This window comes from Enterobacter quasiroggenkampii, assembly GCF_043972695.1.
In the GTDB taxonomy this organism is placed as follows: domain Bacteria; phylum Pseudomonadota; class Gammaproteobacteria; order Enterobacterales; family Enterobacteriaceae; genus Enterobacter; species Enterobacter quasiroggenkampii.
The window spans coordinates 979026-995459 of sequence record NZ_CP143745.1 but is presented as its reverse complement, the minus strand read 5'-3'; the positions used below and the strand labels follow the sequence as shown (position 1 = coordinate 995459).

Below are 16434 nucleotides of genomic sequence, written 5' to 3'. Positions count from 1 at the left end.
CGAAGCGCCACCGGGCAACAAAATCACCGATCGTCTTTGTGATCCAGACGGTCGTGCTGTTCATCCTTACGCTGATATTCCCCTTCAAACGTGTCGCCTGGCCCGGTGCTGAACCCACCGCCGGGCATACGGCTAAAGCGCAGATGCGGCAGCAGCTTCATGGTCAGGTGCTTTTGCACCGGCGGAAGAAGCAGTAGAAGGCCGAGGAAGTCGGTGAAGAACCCTGGCAGAATCAGCAGCAGCCCCGCAATAATCAACGACACGCTTTTGATCATCTCTTCCGCCGGGCTTTCGCCTGCGGCCATCTTCTGCTGCATTATCAGGAAATTTTTGAAACCCTGATTACGCACCAGCGACATGCCGATGACGGAGGTGAAAATCACCAGAATCAACGTCAGCAGGACGCCCAGCACATGGGCAACCTGGATGAAAATGGAAATCTCAATGTAAACATAGAGAAAGAAAGCAATAAACGGTATCCAGCGCACTGGCATCTCCTGTGTGGCAGAGGCCATCGGGCCCCTGTCTGAATGTGTTCGCGACGCGCGTTTGTATGAGATGGTGACGGTTAGCGAAAATTCAATCAGTTTGCACGGATATTTTTTTTGGAAATATTAAAGCGGTGACCCATTTCACAGATTAATAATTATCATGGAATCGGCTCGATAATAAGTGATCCAGCTTACGGCAATTCGCTATCATCAGCATATGATCTCGAGCATCTGGCTGATTGAGGGAATAATCGTCGGCCAGAAAATATTCAAAACCACATAAATACTGTGTGTTTAGTACAATCCATCGGCAGCTTGAAAAGAAGGTTCACATGTTAAACAACATTCGTATCGAAGAAGACTTGTTGGGTACCAGGGAAGTTCCAGCGGATGCCTACTACGGTGTCCACACTCTGAGAGCGATTGAAAACTTCTACATCAGCAACAGCAAAATCAGTGACATCCCTGAGTTTGTTCGTGGCATGGTGATGGTGAAGAAAGCCGCAGCCCTGGCCAACAAAGAGCTGCAAACCATTCCTAAAAGCGCGGCAAATGCGATTATCGCGGCCTGCGATGAAGTGCTGAACAACGGCAAATGCATGGATCAGTTCCCGGTTGACGTCTATCAGGGCGGCGCGGGCACCTCCGTCAACATGAATACCAACGAAGTACTGGCAAACATTGGCCTGGAGCTGATGGGTCACCAGAAAGGTGAATACCAGTACCTGAACCCGAACGACCACGTCAACAAATGCCAGTCCACCAACGACGCCTACCCAACCGGCTTCCGTATTGCGGTGTATGCCTCCGTGGTGAAACTGGTGGATGCGATCAACCAGCTGGGCGATGGCTTCCAGCGTAAAGCGGTTGAGTTCCAGGACATTCTGAAAATGGGTCGTACCCAGCTGCAGGATGCGGTGCCGATGACCCTCGGTCAGGAATTCCACGCGTTTAACGTACTGCTGAACGAAGAGACCAAAAACCTGCTGCGTACCTCCGAGCTGCTGCTGGAAGTGAACCTGGGCGCCACCGCTATCGGTACGCGTCTGAACACCCCGGATGGCTATCAGCAACTGGCGGTACAGAAGCTGGCTGAAGTGTCCAACCTGCCGGTTGTGCCTGCAGAAGACCTGATTGAAGCGACCTCCGACTGCGGCGCCTACGTCATGGTACACAGCGCGCTGAAACGTCTGGCGGTGAAACTGTCCAAAATCTGTAACGACCTGCGCCTGCTCTCTTCCGGTCCGCGCGCTGGCCTGAATGAAATCAACCTGCCAGAACTGCAGGCGGGTTCATCCATCATGCCGGCCAAGGTGAACCCGGTCGTGCCAGAAGTGGTGAATCAGGTTTGCTTTAAAGTCATCGGTAACGATACGACCGTAACCATGGCCTCTGAAGCGGGTCAGCTGCAGCTGAACGTGATGGAGCCGGTAATTGGCCAGGCGATGTTTGAATCTATCCACATTCTGACCAATGCCTGCTACAACCTGCTGGAAAAATGCATTAACGGCATCACGGCGAATAAAGAAGTCTGTGAAGGTTATGTCTATAACTCCATCGGGATCGTCACCTACCTCAACCCGTTCATCGGCCACCACAACGGCGACATCGTCGGTAAGATTTGTGCCGAAACCGGTAAGAGCGTGCGTGAAGTGGTGCTGGAGCGCGGGCTGTTGACCGAAGCCGAGCTGGACGATATCTTCTCGGCCCAAAACCTGATGCACCCGGCATATAAAGCGAAACGATATACCGATGAAAGCGAACAGTAACCGTTCAGGCTAGGCTTCTTAAGGCACGTCACTTGTGACGTGCCTTTTTTCTTTTTAGGCGTTACCAAAATACAACAATTCAATATCAACTTGTTAATAAGCAAGGCAGGTCCTTATGTTTGGAGCAGAACTCGTCATCGTCTTGTTGGCGATTTATTTGGGAGCACGACTCGGGGGTATCGGCATCGGTTTTGCCGGCGGTCTTGGAGTGCTTGTTCTTACCCTTATCTTTCAGATTAAACCCGGCGCTATCCCGTTCGACGTTATCGAAATCATCATGGCTGTTATTGCCGCTATTGCCGCCATGCAGGTGGCAGGCGGTATGGACTACCTGGTAAGCCTGGCGGAGCGCATGCTACGCCGCCACCCTAAATACATTACCTTCCTTGCTCCGCTGGTGACCTGGTTTATGACCATTCTCGCCGGTACTGGCCACACCGCTTTCTCCACGTTACCGGTGATTACCGAAGTGGCGAAAGAACAGGGTATCCGTCCGTCGCGTCCGCTCTCTATTGCCGTCGTCGCGTCCCAGATCGCCATTACCGCCTCGCCGATTTCCGCGGCGGTGGTCTTCTTCGCCGGTATCCTGGAGCCGATGGGCGTGAGCTACCTGACGCTGCTGGCGATCTGTATCCCGGTGACGCTGATTGCGGTGATGATTACCGCCGTGCTGTGTAACTTCCTCGGCGCTGAACTGAAAGACGACCCGGTTTATCAGGAGCGTCTGGCAAAAGGTGAAGTGAGCCTGCGCGGCAGCCAGGTCTTCGAACTGAAGCCACATGCGAAACGCTCCGTGCTGCTGTTCCTGATTGGGATTGTCGCCGTCATGTTCTATGCGACCGCCATCAGCGATACCGTGGGGCTGATCCAGAACCCGGTCCTGCCTCGTAACGAAGCGATTGTGGTGTTCATGCTGACCATCGCAACGCTGATTAGCATCACCTGTAAAATTGATACCAGCGAAGTGCTGAACGCCAGCACCTTCAAATCCGGTATGAGCGCCTGCGTGTGCGTGCTGGGTGTGGCGTGGCTCGGTGATACCTTCGTGAAAGCGCACATTAGCGACATTCAGACCGTAGCAGGCGACCTGCTGCATAACTACCCATGGCTGCTGGCGGTCGTGCTGTTCTTTGCGGCTACCCTGCTTTACTCTCAGGCAGCGACCACCAAAGCGCTGATGCCTGCGGCTCTGATGCTGGGCGTCACCCCGTTAACCGCTATCGCCTCGTTTGCTGCTGTTTCTGCCCTGTTCGTGCTGCCTACCTACCCAACCTTGCTGGCGGCCGTTGAGATGGACGACACCGGCTCAACCCGTATCGGTAAGTATGTGTTTAACCATGCGTTCCTGATCCCGGGCGTGGTCGCCATTTCACTCTGCGTGATCCTCGGCTTTATCATCGGTGGCGTGGTGCTGTAAACCGTTCCCGGTTGTAAAAATAGTTAAAATCGGGCCGCTCTGCGGCCCGTTTCATTAATGACCAACCGCCTTGCGTGATATAGTGAAACCTTTCGTGATGAGGAGGTCGACTTGTGAACACGCCTGATGCCGTTGTCGTACTGTGTACCGCCCCTGATGAAGCCTCTGCCCAGGATCTCGCCGCCAAAGTGCTGGCCGAAAAACTGGCAGCCTGCGTCACGCTCCTCCCCGGCGCGACCTCTCTTTACTACTGGGAAGGTAAGCTGGAGCAAGAGTACGAAGTCCAGATGTTGCTCAAAACCAATCTGGCGAATCAGCAGGCACTCCTGGACGGCCTCAAATCTCATCATCCTTACCAAACCCCGGAGCTGCTGGTCCTGCCAGTGGTTCATGGCGATAACGACTATCTCTCATGGCTCAACGCTTCCTTACGCTGATCCTGCTGCTGTGCAGCTCATCAGTATTTGCCGGGTTGTTTGACGCGCCCGGCCGTTCGAACTTCATTCCTGCCGATCGGGCGTTTGTTTTCGATTTTCAGCAAAACCAGCATGACCTTACGCTTAACTGGCAGGTGAAAGAGGGCTATTACCTCTATCGCAAGCAGGTAAGCATTACGCCTGCTCAGGCCAGCGTGGGCGCTTTACAGATGCCCTCTGGCGAGTGGCATGAAGATGAGTTTTACGGCAAAAGCGAAATCTATCGCCAGCACCTGAGCGTGCCTGTTACGGTGAATCAGGCGGATAAAGGTGCGACCCTGACGGTGACCTATCAGGGGTGCGCGGATGCCGGATTCTGCTATCCGCCTGAAACAAAGGTGGTTCCGCTTAGTGAAGTGAAAGCCTCTGCCACGGTTCCCCCTCTTCCTTCAGGCGAGAAGCGTGAAGCTCCCGCTGACCTTCCGTTCTCCGCGCTGTGGGCCTTGCTGATCGGTATCGGCATTGCCTTTACGCCGTGCGTGCTGCCGATGTATCCACTCATCTCTGGGATTGTGCTGGGCGGCAAACAGCGCCTTTCCACCGCCCGCGCGCTGCTGCTGGCCTTTATTTACGTGCAGGGTATGGCGCTGACCTACACGGCACTCGGCCTTGTGGTCGCCGCTGCCGGGTTGCAGTTCCAGGCCGCACTTCAGCACCCTTATGTGCTGATTGGCCTGTCGGCGATATTTATCCTGCTGGCACTGTCGATGTTTGGCCTGTTCACGCTGCAGTTACCGTCAGCTCTGCAAACCCGCTTAACGCTGATGAGTAATCGCCAGCAGGGTGGTTCGGCAGGCGGCGTGTTTATGATGGGGGCCATCGCCGGACTGATTTGCTCCCCTTGCACCACCGCACCGCTGAGCGCCATCCTGCTCTATATTGCCCAGAGCGGCAATCTGTGGCTTGGCGGCGGTACGCTGTACCTTTATGCGCTGGGCATGGGCCTGCCGCTGATTCTGGTTACGGTTTTCGGCAATCGACTTCTGCCGAAGAGCGGCCCGTGGATGGAGACGGTGAAAACCGCGTTTGGTTTTGTCATTCTGGCGCTGCCGGTGTTCCTGCTGGAACGTATTACGGGTGACGTGTGGGGCACTCGCCTCTGGGCGATGCTCGGCGTAGCGTTCTTCTCTTGGGCGTTTATCGTCAGTCTGGGGGCGAAAAAAGCGTGGATGCGCCTGGTGCAAATCCTCCTGCTCGCCGCCGCGCTGGTGAGCGTGCGTCCTCTTCAGGACTGGGCGTTCGGCTCGCCGGTCGGCCAGACGCAGGCGCATCTGAACTTCATCCAGATTAAGAACGTTGATGAGCTCAACAGCGCGCTCGCGCAGGCAAAAGGCAAGCCGGTGATGCTCGATCTCTATGCCGACTGGTGCGTCGCCTGCAAAGAGTTTGAAAAATACACCTTTAGCGATCCTCAGGTACAAAACGCCCTGAAAGAGACTGTTCTGCTCCAGGCGAATGTAACCGCCAATAATGCGCAGGATAAGGCTCTGCTGAAGCAGCTTAACGTGCTCGGGCTGCCAACCATCCTGTTCTTCAATCAACAGGGACAGGAGCAGCCAGAACAGCGTGTAACCGGCTTTATGGATGCCGCGGTATTCAGCGCGCATTTGCGCAATCGCCAACCGTAAACAACACTGTAAACGTAACACACCGTTGGGAATAGCGGAGGAGACAACCGTGCAACGCGAAGACGTACTGGGACAAGCCCTGCAATTACTTGAGATTTATGGGATCGCCAGCACCACGCTTGAGATGGTAGCCGACCGTATCGATTACCCCCTGGATGATCTTAAGCGCTTCTGGCCGGATAAAGAGGCGCTCGTTTATGATGCTCTACGCTATCTCAGCCAGCAGGTTGATATCTGGCGCAGGCAACTGATGCTGAATGAAGAACTGACTGCGGAACAAAAGCTGCTGGCGCGCTATACCGCCCTGACGGAATGTGTCAGCAACAACCGCTATCCGGGCTGCCTGTTTATTGCGGCCTGTACGTTCTATCCCGATCCCGACCATCCTGTCCACCAGTTGGCGGATCAGCAAAAACGGGCAGCGCATGACTTCACTCACGAGCTGCTGACCCGTCTTGAAGTGGATGACCCGGCAATGGTGGCGAAACAGATGGAGCTGGTGCTGGAGGGCTGCCTGAGCCGCATGCTGGTGAACCGTAGCCAGGCCGACGTGGATACGGCGCACCGACTGGCGGAAGATATTCTGCGCTTTGCTCAGTGCCGTATGGGTGGGGCATTGACGTAAGCGAGCCTGTTAAATTTGCCCTATTCGACGCGTAAACCATCAGATTGCCGCAAAGTTAAGCAATTGAACAGCTTTTCCCGAAATAATGTTGACGATAAGGCGCGATTGCGGTTTAATGCGCTCCGTTGCCCGGATAGCTCAGTCGGTAGAGCAGGGGATTGAAAATCCCCGTGTCCTTGGTTCGATTCCGAGTCCGGGCACCACTATTTAAAGAACCCAGCCTATGGCTGGGTTTTTGCTTTTCTGCGTTTATAAATCCCTTCTTTAGTATTCTTGCTTCTTTTTACCGTGGGATCGTGCGGTCTGCCATGCCCGGTGGCGCTGCGCTTACCGGGCCTACAAAACCATCCGGCATGATTTCTGACGCACAAAGCAAAAAACCCCGCACCTTACGGTACGGGGTTCTTCTTATTTGATGCCTGGCAGTTCCCTACTCTCACATGGGGAGACCCCACACTACCATCGGCGCTACGGCGTTTCACTTCTGAGTTCGGCATGGGGTCAGGTGGGACCACCGCGCTAAAGCCGCCAGGCAAATTCTGTTAATCTGTATCAGGCTGAATTTTGATTGTTCGTCTCTTCGCCAAAACAGCTTCGGCGTTGTAAGGTTAAGCCTCACGGTTCATTAGTATCGGTTAGCTCAACGCATCGCTGCGCTTACACACCCGACCTATCAACGTCGTCGTCTTCAACGTTCCTTCAGGAGACTTAAAGTCTCAGGGAGAACTCATCTCGGGGCAAGTTTCGTGCTTAGATGCTTTCAGCACTTATCTTTTCCGCATTTAGCTACCGGGCAGTGCCATTGGCATGACAACCCGAACACCAGTGATGCGTCCACTCCGGTCCTCTCGTACTAGGAGCAGCCCCCCTCAATTCTCCAGCGCCCACGGCAGATAGGGACCGAACTGTCTCACGACGTTCTAAACCCAGCTCGCGTACCACTTTAAATGGCGAACAGCCATACCCTTGGGACCTACTTCAGCCCCAGGATGTGATGAGCCGACATCGAGGTGCCAAACACCGCCGTCGATATGAACTCTTGGGCGGTATCAGCCTGTTATCCCCGGAGTACCTTTTATCCGTTGAGCGATGGCCCTTCCATTCAGAACCACCGGATCACTATGACCTGCTTTCGCACCTGCTCGAGCCGTCACTCTCGCAGTCAAGCTAGCTTATGCCATTGCACTAACCTCCTGATGTCCGACCAGGATTAGCTAACCTTCGTGCTCCTCCGTTACTCTTTGGGAGGAGACCGCCCCAGTCAAACTACCCACCAGACACTGTCCGCAACCCGGATCACGGGTCTACGTTAGAACACCAGCCATTAAAGGGTGGTATTTCAAGGACGGCTCCATGCAGACTGGCGTCCACACTTCAAAGCCTCCCACCTATCCTACACATCAAGGACCAGTGTTCAGTGTCAAGCTATAGTAAAGGTTCACGGGGTCTTTCCGTCTTGCCGCGGGTACACTGCATCTTCACAGCGAGTTCAATTTCACTGAGTCTCGGGTGGAGACAGCCTGGCCATCATTACGCCATTCGTGCAGGTCGGAACTTACCCGACAAGGAATTTCGCTACCTTAGGACCGTTATAGTTACGGCCGCCGTTTACCGGGGCTTCGATCAAGAGCTTCGCGTTGCCGCTAACCCCATCAATTAACCTTCCGGCACCGGGCAGGCGTCACACCGTATACGTCCACTTTCGTGTTTGCACAGTGCTGTGTTTTTAATAAACAGTTGCAGCCAGCTGGTATCTTCGACTGATTTCAGCTCCACCCGCAGGGGCTTCACCTACATATCAGCGTGCCTTCTCCCGAAGTTACGGCACCATTTTGCCTAGTTCCTTCACCCGAGTTCTCTCAAGCGCCTTGGTATTCTCTACCTGACCACCTGTGTCGGTTTGGGGTACGATTTCGTGTTACCTGATGCTTAGAGGCTTTTCCTGGAAGCAGGGCATTTGTTACTTCAGCACCGTAGTGCCTCGTCATCACACCTCAGCGTTAAAAGGTACCGGATTTACCTGGAACCTCCGCCTACATGCTTAAACCGGGACAACCGTCGCCCGGCTAACATAGCCTTCTCCGTCCCCCCTTCGCAGTAACACCAAGTACAGGAATATTAACCTGTTTCCCATCGACTACGCCTTTCGGCCTCGCCTTAGGGGTCGACTCACCCTGCCCCGATTAACGTTGGACAGGAACCCTTGGTCTTCCGGCGAGCGGGCTTTTCACCCGCTTTATCGTTACTTATGTCAGCATTCGCACTTCTGATACCTCCAGCATGCCTCACAGCACACCTTCAACGGCTTACAGAACGCTCCCCTACCCAACAACACATAGTGTCGCTGCCGCAGCTTCGGTGCATGGTTTAGCCCCGTTACATCTTCCGCGCAGGCCGACTCGACCAGTGAGCTATTACGCTTTCTTTAAATGATGGCTGCTTCTAAGCCAACATCCTGGCTGTCTGTGCCTTCCCACATCGTTTCCCACTTAACCATGACTTTGGGACCTTAGCTGGCGGTCTGGGTTGTTTCCCTCTTCACGACGGACGTTAGCACCCGCCGTGTGTCTCCCGTGATAACATTCTTCGGTATTCGTAGTTTGCATCGGGTTGGTAAGCCGGGATGGCCCCCTAGCCGAAACAGTGCTCTACCCCCGAAGATGAGTTCACGAGGCGCTACCTAAATAGCTTTCGGGGAGAACCAGCTATCTCCCGGTTTGATTGGCCTTTCACCCCCAGCCACAAGTCATCCGCTAATTTTTCAACATTAGTCGGTTCGGTCCTCCAGTTAGTGTTACCCAACCTTCAACCTGCCCATGGCTAGATCACCGGGTTTCGGGTCTATACCCTGCAACTTAACGCCCAGTTAAGACTCGGTTTCCCTTCGGCTCCCCTATACGGTTAACCTTGCTACAGAATATAAGTCGCTGACCCATTATACAAAAGGTACGCAGTCACACCACGAAGGTGCTCCCACTGCTTGTACGTACACGGTTTCAGGTTCTTTTTCACTCCCCTCGCCGGGGTTCTTTTCGCCTTTCCCTCACGGTACTGGTTCACTATCGGTCAGTCAGGAGTATTTAGCCTTGGAGGATGGTCCCCCCATATTCAGACAGGATACCACGTGTCCCGCCCTACTCTTCGAGTTCACAACCTGTGTGTTTTCGTGTACGGGACTGTCACCCTGTACCGTGCGACTTTCCAGACGCTTCCACTAACACACAAGCTGATTCAGACTCTGGGCTGCTCCCCGTTCGCTCGCCGCTACTGGGGGAATCTCGGTTGATTTCTTTTCCTCGGGGTACTTAGATGTTTCAGTTCCCCCGGTTCGCCTCGTTAACCTATGTATTCAGTTAACGATAGTGCAACGAATTGCACTGGGTTTCCCCATTCGGACATCGCCGGGTCAAAGGTTCATATCACCTCGCCGGCGCTTTTCGCAGATTAGCACGTCCTTCATCGCCTCTGACTGCCAGGGCATCCACCGTGTACGCTTAGTCGCTTAACCTCACAACCCGAAGATGTTTCACTTCTGATTGCGAAAATTTGAGAGACTCGAACACACCATTAAGATGTGTCGTTTCAATTTTCAGCTTGATCCAGATTTTTAAAGAGCAAATATCTCAAACATGACTCGCAAGTCAGTTTTGAGATATGACGGCAGGTGACTTTCACTCACGAACCAGCAAGTGGCGTCCCCTAGGGGATTCGAACCCCTGTTACCGCCGTGAAAGGGCGGTGTCCTGGGCCTCTAGACGAAGGGGACACTGAAGTCTCAATCGCAAGACGCCTTGCTATTTACTTTTCATCAGACAATCTGTGTGAGCACTACAAAGGCAGGTTCTTTAAGGTAAGGAGGTGATCCAACCGCAGGTTCCCCTACGGTTACCTTGTTACGACTTCACCCCAGTCATGAATCACAAAGTGGTAAGCGCCCTCCCGAAGGTTAAGCTACCTACTTCTTTTGCAACCCACTCCCATGGTGTGACGGGCGGTGTGTACAAGGCCCGGGAACGTATTCACCGTAGCATTCTGATCTACGATTACTAGCGATTCCGACTTCATGGAGTCGAGTTGCAGACTCCAATCCGGACTACGACGCACTTTATGAGGTCCGCTTGCTCTCGCGAGGTCGCTTCTCTTTGTATGCGCCATTGTAGCACGTGTGTAGCCCTACTCGTAAGGGCCATGATGACTTGACGTCATCCCCACCTTCCTCCAGTTTATCACTGGCAGTCTCCTTTGAGTTCCCGGCCTAACCGCTGGCAACAAAGGATAAGGGTTGCGCTCGTTGCGGGACTTAACCCAACATTTCACAACACGAGCTGACGACAGCCATGCAGCACCTGTCTCAGAGTTCCCGAAGGCACCAATCCATCTCTGGAAAGTTCTCTGGATGTCAAGAGTAGGTAAGGTTCTTCGCGTTGCATCGAATTAAACCACATGCTCCACCGCTTGTGCGGGCCCCCGTCAATTCATTTGAGTTTTAACCTTGCGGCCGTACTCCCCAGGCGGTCGACTTAACGCGTTAGCTCCGGAAGCCACGCCTCAAGGGCACAACCTCCAAGTCGACATCGTTTACGGCGTGGACTACCAGGGTATCTAATCCTGTTTGCTCCCCACGCTTTCGCACCTGAGCGTCAGTCTTTGTCCAGGGGGCCGCCTTCGCCACCGGTATTCCTCCAGATCTCTACGCATTTCACCGCTACACCTGGAATTCTACCCCCCTCTACAAGACTCTAGCCTGCCAGTTTCGAATGCAGTTCCCAGGTTGAGCCCGGGGATTTCACATCCGACTTGACAGACCGCCTGCGTGCGCTTTACGCCCAGTAATTCCGATTAACGCTTGCACCCTCCGTATTACCGCGGCTGCTGGCACGGAGTTAGCCGGTGCTTCTTCTGCGGGTAACGTCAATTGCTGAGGTTATTAACCTCAACACCTTCCTCCCCGCTGAAAGTACTTTACAACCCGAAGGCCTTCTTCATACACGCGGCATGGCTGCATCAGGCTTGCGCCCATTGTGCAATATTCCCCACTGCTGCCTCCCGTAGGAGTCTGGACCGTGTCTCAGTTCCAGTGTGGCTGGTCATCCTCTCAGACCAGCTAGGGATCGTCGCCTAGGTGAGCCGTTACCCCACCTACTAGCTAATCCCATCTGGGCACATCTGATGGCAAGAGGCCCGAAGGTCCCCCTCTTTGGTCTTGCGACGTTATGCGGTATTAGCTACCGTTTCCAGTAGTTATCCCCCTCCATCAGGCAGTTTCCCAGACATTACTCACCCGTCCGCCGCTCGCCGGCAAAGTAGCAAGCTACTTTCCGCTGCCGCTCGACTTGCATGTGTTAGGCCTGCCGCCAGCGTTCAATCTGAGCCATGATCAAACTCTTCAATTTAAGTTTGATGCTCGTGAATTAAACTTCGTAATGAATTACGCATGTTCACTCAGAGACTTGGTATTCATTTATTGTCCGAAGACATTAAGAATCCATGTCACTTTGAGTGCCCACACAGATTGTCTGATAAATTGTTAAAGAGCAGTGCAACGCGGCTTTCGCTCACCGTTGCGAGGTGGCGTATATTACGCTTTCCTCTTTCAGAGTCAACCCGTTATTTCAGGATTTTTTCTCTTCAACCGAACCGCTTGTTGTGTGAAGTGATTCACATCCGCCGTGTCGATGGAGGCGCATTATAGGGAGTTCCCGAACGACCGCAACCGAAAAGTTGCAAAAAAATGACTGACTGCTGCATTCCCCAGCAAAACCCCGCCTTATACCCTTTTATGCACATAGTTATCCACAATCATGCACGGATCCGGACGCGATCCCACGAATTGAGCGGGAAGATCAACTATACTAGCGGCAAATACTCTCCTCTGTGCAGGCCGCTTCATGACCACACAACGCCTCACCCGTGACTGGCGTCTCCCTACCGCTGGGTTGATGCTGCTGGCAATTCTCTTTGCCGGTTTTACCCTGCATACGCACTGGAACGCCTTTATCCAGTGGTGTCTTGCCACGCAAATTACCCTGCACCGTTATCTGGTGATGTACCTGCTGCAGCTGAATAACCACCAGTACAGCGGTGGGTTATGGCTGTTAACGGGGGCTTTCCTTTATGGTGTCCTTCACGCCATCGGACCCGGGCACGGAAAATTCATTGTGACGACCTATCTGACCACCAATAAGGAAAGCGAGCTGGCCGCCCGGGTCGTCCCCTTCCTGGGTAGCCTGATGCAGGGCGTCAGCGCCATTCTGTTTGTCTTTATTCTGGCGGTAGGGTTCAACCTCGCTTCAGGGGATATCAGTACCAGCCGCTGGTACGTGGAGAAGATCAGCGCAGTGCTTATTGGCGCATTCGGCGCATTTGTCATTTACCAGGCGCTGAGGAGTCTGCGCCCGCGCAGGATGTCTGTCTCTGCCATTAAGCCGCTTCATCAGCACGACGAACACTGTGGCTGCGGCCATCACGGCGTAGGCACAGACCTGACGCAGGGCGACTGGAAAACCCGTCTGGGCGTGATTCTGGCAATTGGGGCACGTCCGTGCAGCGGGGCGATCATGATTCTGATGTTCTCGAACGCGCTGGGTATTGTTACCTGGGGAGTGGCCGCAGTCATGACCATGTCTTTGGGAACCGCGCTCTCTATTGTGGGGCTTTCCCTGGCTGTACGGTACGCCCGCGAACGTACGGTGACCTGGTTCGGAGAAAGCGCCTCATTAAGCTGGCTGGTGCCGGCAGTCAAAATAGCCGGAGGGATAGTCCTGATCCTGTTCGCGACGGTGCTGTTCCTGACGGTGATCCCCATCAGTGCCAATGGCGACTACATCGCCGCCGGATGCTAATAAAAGAAAACCCGCCGTTGGCGGGTTTCTTTATTACTCGTTGATGCGTGGATGCTGATCCACCAGTCGGGAGCGTTTTTTCTGCAGCTCTTCAATCTCGGCGTCAATATCCTCAATCTTCTGCTCTACATTATCGTAGTGCTCACGCAGGATCTCTTTCGCCTCCTGAATATCCGATGCCGCAGGCGTGGCGCCTTTCAGAGGACGATTCGCCGTCTCCTTCATGGTAATACCGGTAATCAAACCAATCACCGCGATCACCATCAGGTAATAAGCCGGCATCATCAGGTTCTGCGTGCTCTCCACCAGCGAGGCGGCAAGCGTCGGGGTCAGACCGGCAATCAGTACCGAGATGTTAAAGGCCGCGGCCAGCGCGCTGTAGCGAATGTGGGTCGGGAACATCGCGGGCAGCGTTGAGGCCATCACCCCGATAAAGCAGTTAAGGATCACCGCCAGCATCAGCAGACCGGCAAAAATCAGCCCCAGCACATCGCTGTTAATCAGAATAAATGCCGGGATTGCCAGCGCAAACAGCGCAACGCTTCCCAGAATAATGAACGGTCGACGGCCAAAACGGTCACTCAACAGGCCCATAATCGGCTGCACAAACAGCATACCGACCATGATGGCGATAATAATCAGCACACCGTGATCTTCCGAGTAGTGCAGGTTATGCGACAGATAGCTCGGCATGTAGGTCAGCAGCATGTAGTAGGTCACGTTGGTCGAAATCACCAGACCAATACAGGTCAGCAGGCTGCGCCAGTGCTTAGTGGCAATCTCTTTGAACGATACCTTCGGACCATCCTGCAGCCCTTCACGGTCACCCTGTTCCAGCTTATCGACGTGCTGCTGGAACGCAGGCGTCTCTTCAAGCGCATGACGCAGGTAGAGACCAATGATCCCCAGCGGCAGTGCCAGGAAGAACGGGATACGCCAGCCCCAGTCGAGGAAGTTCGCTTCCCCCACTACGGTTGAAATCAGCACCACCACGCCCGCGCCCAGAACGAACCCGGCAATGGAGCCGAAGTCCAGCCAGCTTCCCATAAAGCCGCGCTTACGGTCGGGGGAATACTCGGCAACAAAGATCGAGGCGCCGGTATATTCACCGCCCACGGAGAAGCCCTGCGCCATCTTACAGATCAGCAGCAGAATCGGTGCCCAAATGCCGATGGTGGCGTAAGAAGGGATAAGACCGATACAGAATGTACTGATCGACATAATGACGATGGTGATAGCCAGGATCTTCTGACGACCATATTTATCACCGAGCATACCGAAGAACAGACCACCCAGCGGGCGAATCAGGAAGGGGACGGAGAACGTACCCAGTGCGGCAATCATCTGCAGGCTGGGATCGGCCCCGGGGAAAAACACTTTACCTAACGCATAGGCCACAAAGCCGTAGACACCAAAATCGAACCATTCCATCGCATTACCGAGCGAGGCTGCGGTAATCGCTTTACGCAGTTTTGCGTCATCAATAATGGTGACGTCGCGAAGCGTGATGGGTTTAATCTTTTTCCTTCTCAGCATAGCTATCCTCGTTGACTCGGCCCTGTCTGTTTCACAGTCCAGTTTACGTTCTGTGAACCATGGGATCCGCTCCATGCGAATCGCCTTATTCAAGCGTAGCAGGTTTACTTACATTGACGTTTTACGTCGATACAACCGAACCTGTTGACGCCTGCCTGGGCAGTTAATGACCTTTGTACCCTACCAGCGTTTATATTTGTGATCAACTTCACACATATTTCAGCGTCAGGTCAACTCGTTCCCGGATTTGTCAATGAGTGCAAATAAGCACTTTCTCATCCCCGCCTTTAGAGCCCCTTCACACACATCATGAGTTCTTTCTCAACAAAAAAACAAACCACGTTTTCTCACATCCAATTTACATAAATTTTCATCATCAGGAAGCCATCGATGTTTTTACATTGAATATGTGACAAAGATAACTAAAACGATGTTTTATTTTCATTGAATCAATATTCCATTGATCGCATGATAAATCCGAATACAACGTTTCATGTGTTTTCCAATGAGGTCAATCGAGAGCACTCATTTATTTTCCTTGCAGGGTTATCGAGAAATGCCCCTCAAGCACAAACGCCAATCAATTGAATTTATTGACTAAATTTTAGCACCGATCGCCCGTCAGGCGGGGTCAGATGTGAGGATTGTCTATGAAGATTAAAGCCACGATAGAACGCATACCCGGCGGTATGATGCTGGTTCCGCTGGTACTGGGCGCCATCCTGAATACCCTTGCCCCTGATACCGGGGCTTATTTTGGCGGTTTCACAAAAGGCATGATAACGGGCACGGTTCCGATTCTTGCCGTCTGGTTTTTTTGTATCGGTGCATCCATTAATTTACGGGCGACGGGTACCGTATTACGGAAATCCGGTACGCTGGTAATAACCAAAATAGCGGTAGCCTGGGCAGTAGCGATGATATGCGCGATGTTCATCCCGGAGACTGGAATTCAGACCGGGTTCTTCGCGGGATTATCGGTCCTGGCGATTGTCTCAGCGATGGATATGACTAACGGCGGATTGTACGCCAGCCTGATGAATCAGTACGGGACAAAAGAAGAGTCCGGCGCATTTGTGTTGATGTCTCTGGAGTCTGGCCCGCTGATGACGATGCTGATCCTGGGGTCTGCTGGCCTGGCCTCTTTTGAACCCCACCACTTTGTCGGCGCGATCCTGCCCTTCCTGATCGGCTTTGCCCTTGGCAATCTCGATCACGATCTGCGTGATTTCTTCAGCAAAGCCACGCCGGTGCTGATCCCGTTCTTCGGCTTCGCGCTGGGGAACACCATCAATCTGAAGGTTATCCTTGATACCGGCCTGCTGGGTATTGTGCTGGGTGTCGCCGTAATTATCATTACCGGTATCCCGCTAATCATTGCCGACCGCGCGATCGGCGGAGGAAACGGCACAGCGGGCGTCGCCGCCTCTTCAGCCGCAGGCGCTGCCGTCGCCAACCCGGTGATTATTGCCCAGATTAACCCGGCCTTCGAACCGGTGGCCGCTTCCGCGACGGCGCTGGTTGCGGCCAGCGTGATTGTCACCGCGATTCTGGTGCCGATCGTCACGGCGCTGTATGCGAAACGCTACGGGAATATGCAAGAGACCCAGCCTGAACCGAAACCAATTGAAATGAATCATTAACGCGCCG

9 protein-coding genes, 2 tRNA genes and 3 rRNA genes are annotated in these 16434 nt (G+C 53.6%); 8 read left to right on the top strand and 6 right to left on the bottom strand.

Features of this window, described 5'->3' with window-relative positions; all coding sequences use genetic code 11:
* Nucleotides 1-23: 23 nt before the first annotated feature.
* Nucleotides 24-488 carry an FxsA family protein gene (locus tag V1572_RS04725; RefSeq protein ID WP_023616652.1) on the bottom strand — a complete coding sequence of 155 codons (465 nt, stop codon included), beginning with the start codon at nt 486-488 and terminating at the stop codon, nt 24-26.
* Nucleotides 489-823: 335 nt separating this feature from the next.
* On the opposite strand from V1572_RS04725, the gene aspA reads away from it, so the two are divergent.
* The 6 genes from aspA to V1572_RS04695 all read left to right on the top strand — a co-directional run bounded on the left by aspA (nt 824) and on the right by V1572_RS04695 (nt 6609).
* Complete coding sequence (aspA, locus tag V1572_RS04720) at nt 824-2260, top strand: aspartate ammonia-lyase (RefSeq protein ID WP_003855923.1); 1437 nt, start codon at nt 824-826, stop codon at nt 2258-2260.
* A gap of 115 nt (nt 2261-2375) precedes the next feature.
* Nucleotides 2376-3677, top strand: a complete 1302-nt coding sequence (locus V1572_RS04715; protein ID WP_024907357.1) for an anaerobic C4-dicarboxylate transporter — start codon at nt 2376-2378, stop codon at nt 3675-3677.
* Nucleotides 3678-3790: 113 nt separating this feature from the next.
* On the top strand, nt 3791-4114 hold the full coding sequence (gene cutA / locus V1572_RS04710) for a divalent cation tolerance protein CutA (protein ID WP_395299737.1): 324 nt from the start codon (nt 3791-3793) through the stop codon (nt 4112-4114).
* Nucleotides 4090-5781, top strand: a complete 1692-nt coding sequence (locus tag V1572_RS04705; protein ID WP_395299736.1) for a protein-disulfide reductase DsbD — start codon at nt 4090-4092, stop codon at nt 5779-5781. The genes cutA and V1572_RS04705 overlap by 25 nt, the downstream gene beginning before the upstream one ends.
* Before the next feature lie 49 nt (nt 5782-5830).
* On the top strand, nt 5831-6406 hold the full coding sequence (locus tag V1572_RS04700; RefSeq protein WP_021240733.1) for a transcriptional regulator: 576 nt from the start codon (nt 5831-5833) through the stop codon (nt 6404-6406).
* A gap of 127 nt (nt 6407-6533) precedes the next feature.
* Nucleotides 6534-6609, top strand: a tRNA-Phe gene (locus V1572_RS04695).
* Between the two features lie 214 nt (nt 6610-6823).
* Here V1572_RS04695 and rrf read toward each other — a convergent pair.
* The 4 genes from rrf to V1572_RS04675 all read right to left on the bottom strand — a co-directional run bounded on the left by rrf (nt 6824) and on the right by V1572_RS04675 (nt 11799).
* Nucleotides 6824-6939 (bottom strand): 5S ribosomal RNA (rrf, locus tag V1572_RS04690).
* 71 nt (nt 6940-7010) lie between these two features.
* Nucleotides 7011-9914 (bottom strand): 23S ribosomal RNA (locus V1572_RS04685).
* Nucleotides 9915-10096: 182 nt separating this feature from the next.
* Nucleotides 10097-10172, bottom strand: a tRNA-Glu gene (locus V1572_RS04680).
* An 85-nt stretch (nt 10173-10257) separates the two neighbouring features.
* Nucleotides 10258-11799: ribosomal RNA gene (locus tag V1572_RS04675) — 16S ribosomal RNA — on the bottom strand.
* The 16S, 23S and 5S rRNA genes sit together here with 1 tRNA gene alongside, the layout of an rRNA operon.
* A 495-nt stretch (nt 11800-12294) precedes the next feature.
* On the opposite strand from V1572_RS04675, the gene V1572_RS04670 reads away from it, so the two are divergent.
* Complete coding sequence (locus V1572_RS04670; RefSeq protein WP_262823648.1) at nt 12295-13248, top strand: nickel/cobalt transporter; 954 nt, start codon at nt 12295-12297, stop codon at nt 13246-13248.
* Nucleotides 13249-13281: 33 nt separating this feature from the next.
* On the opposite strand, the gene proP is transcribed toward V1572_RS04670, so the two are convergent.
* Nucleotides 13282-14784, bottom strand: coding sequence for a glycine betaine/L-proline transporter ProP (gene proP, locus V1572_RS04665; RefSeq protein WP_024906762.1), 1503 nt, complete (start codon nt 14782-14784; stop codon nt 13282-13284).
* A gap of 650 nt (nt 14785-15434) precedes the next feature.
* On the opposite strand from proP, the gene kdgT reads away from it, so the two are divergent.
* Nucleotides 15435-16427, top strand: coding sequence for a 2-keto-3-deoxygluconate transporter (gene kdgT, locus V1572_RS04660; RefSeq protein ID WP_045909208.1), 993 nt, complete (start codon nt 15435-15437; stop codon nt 16425-16427).
* Nucleotides 16428-16434: the final 7 nt, after the last annotated feature.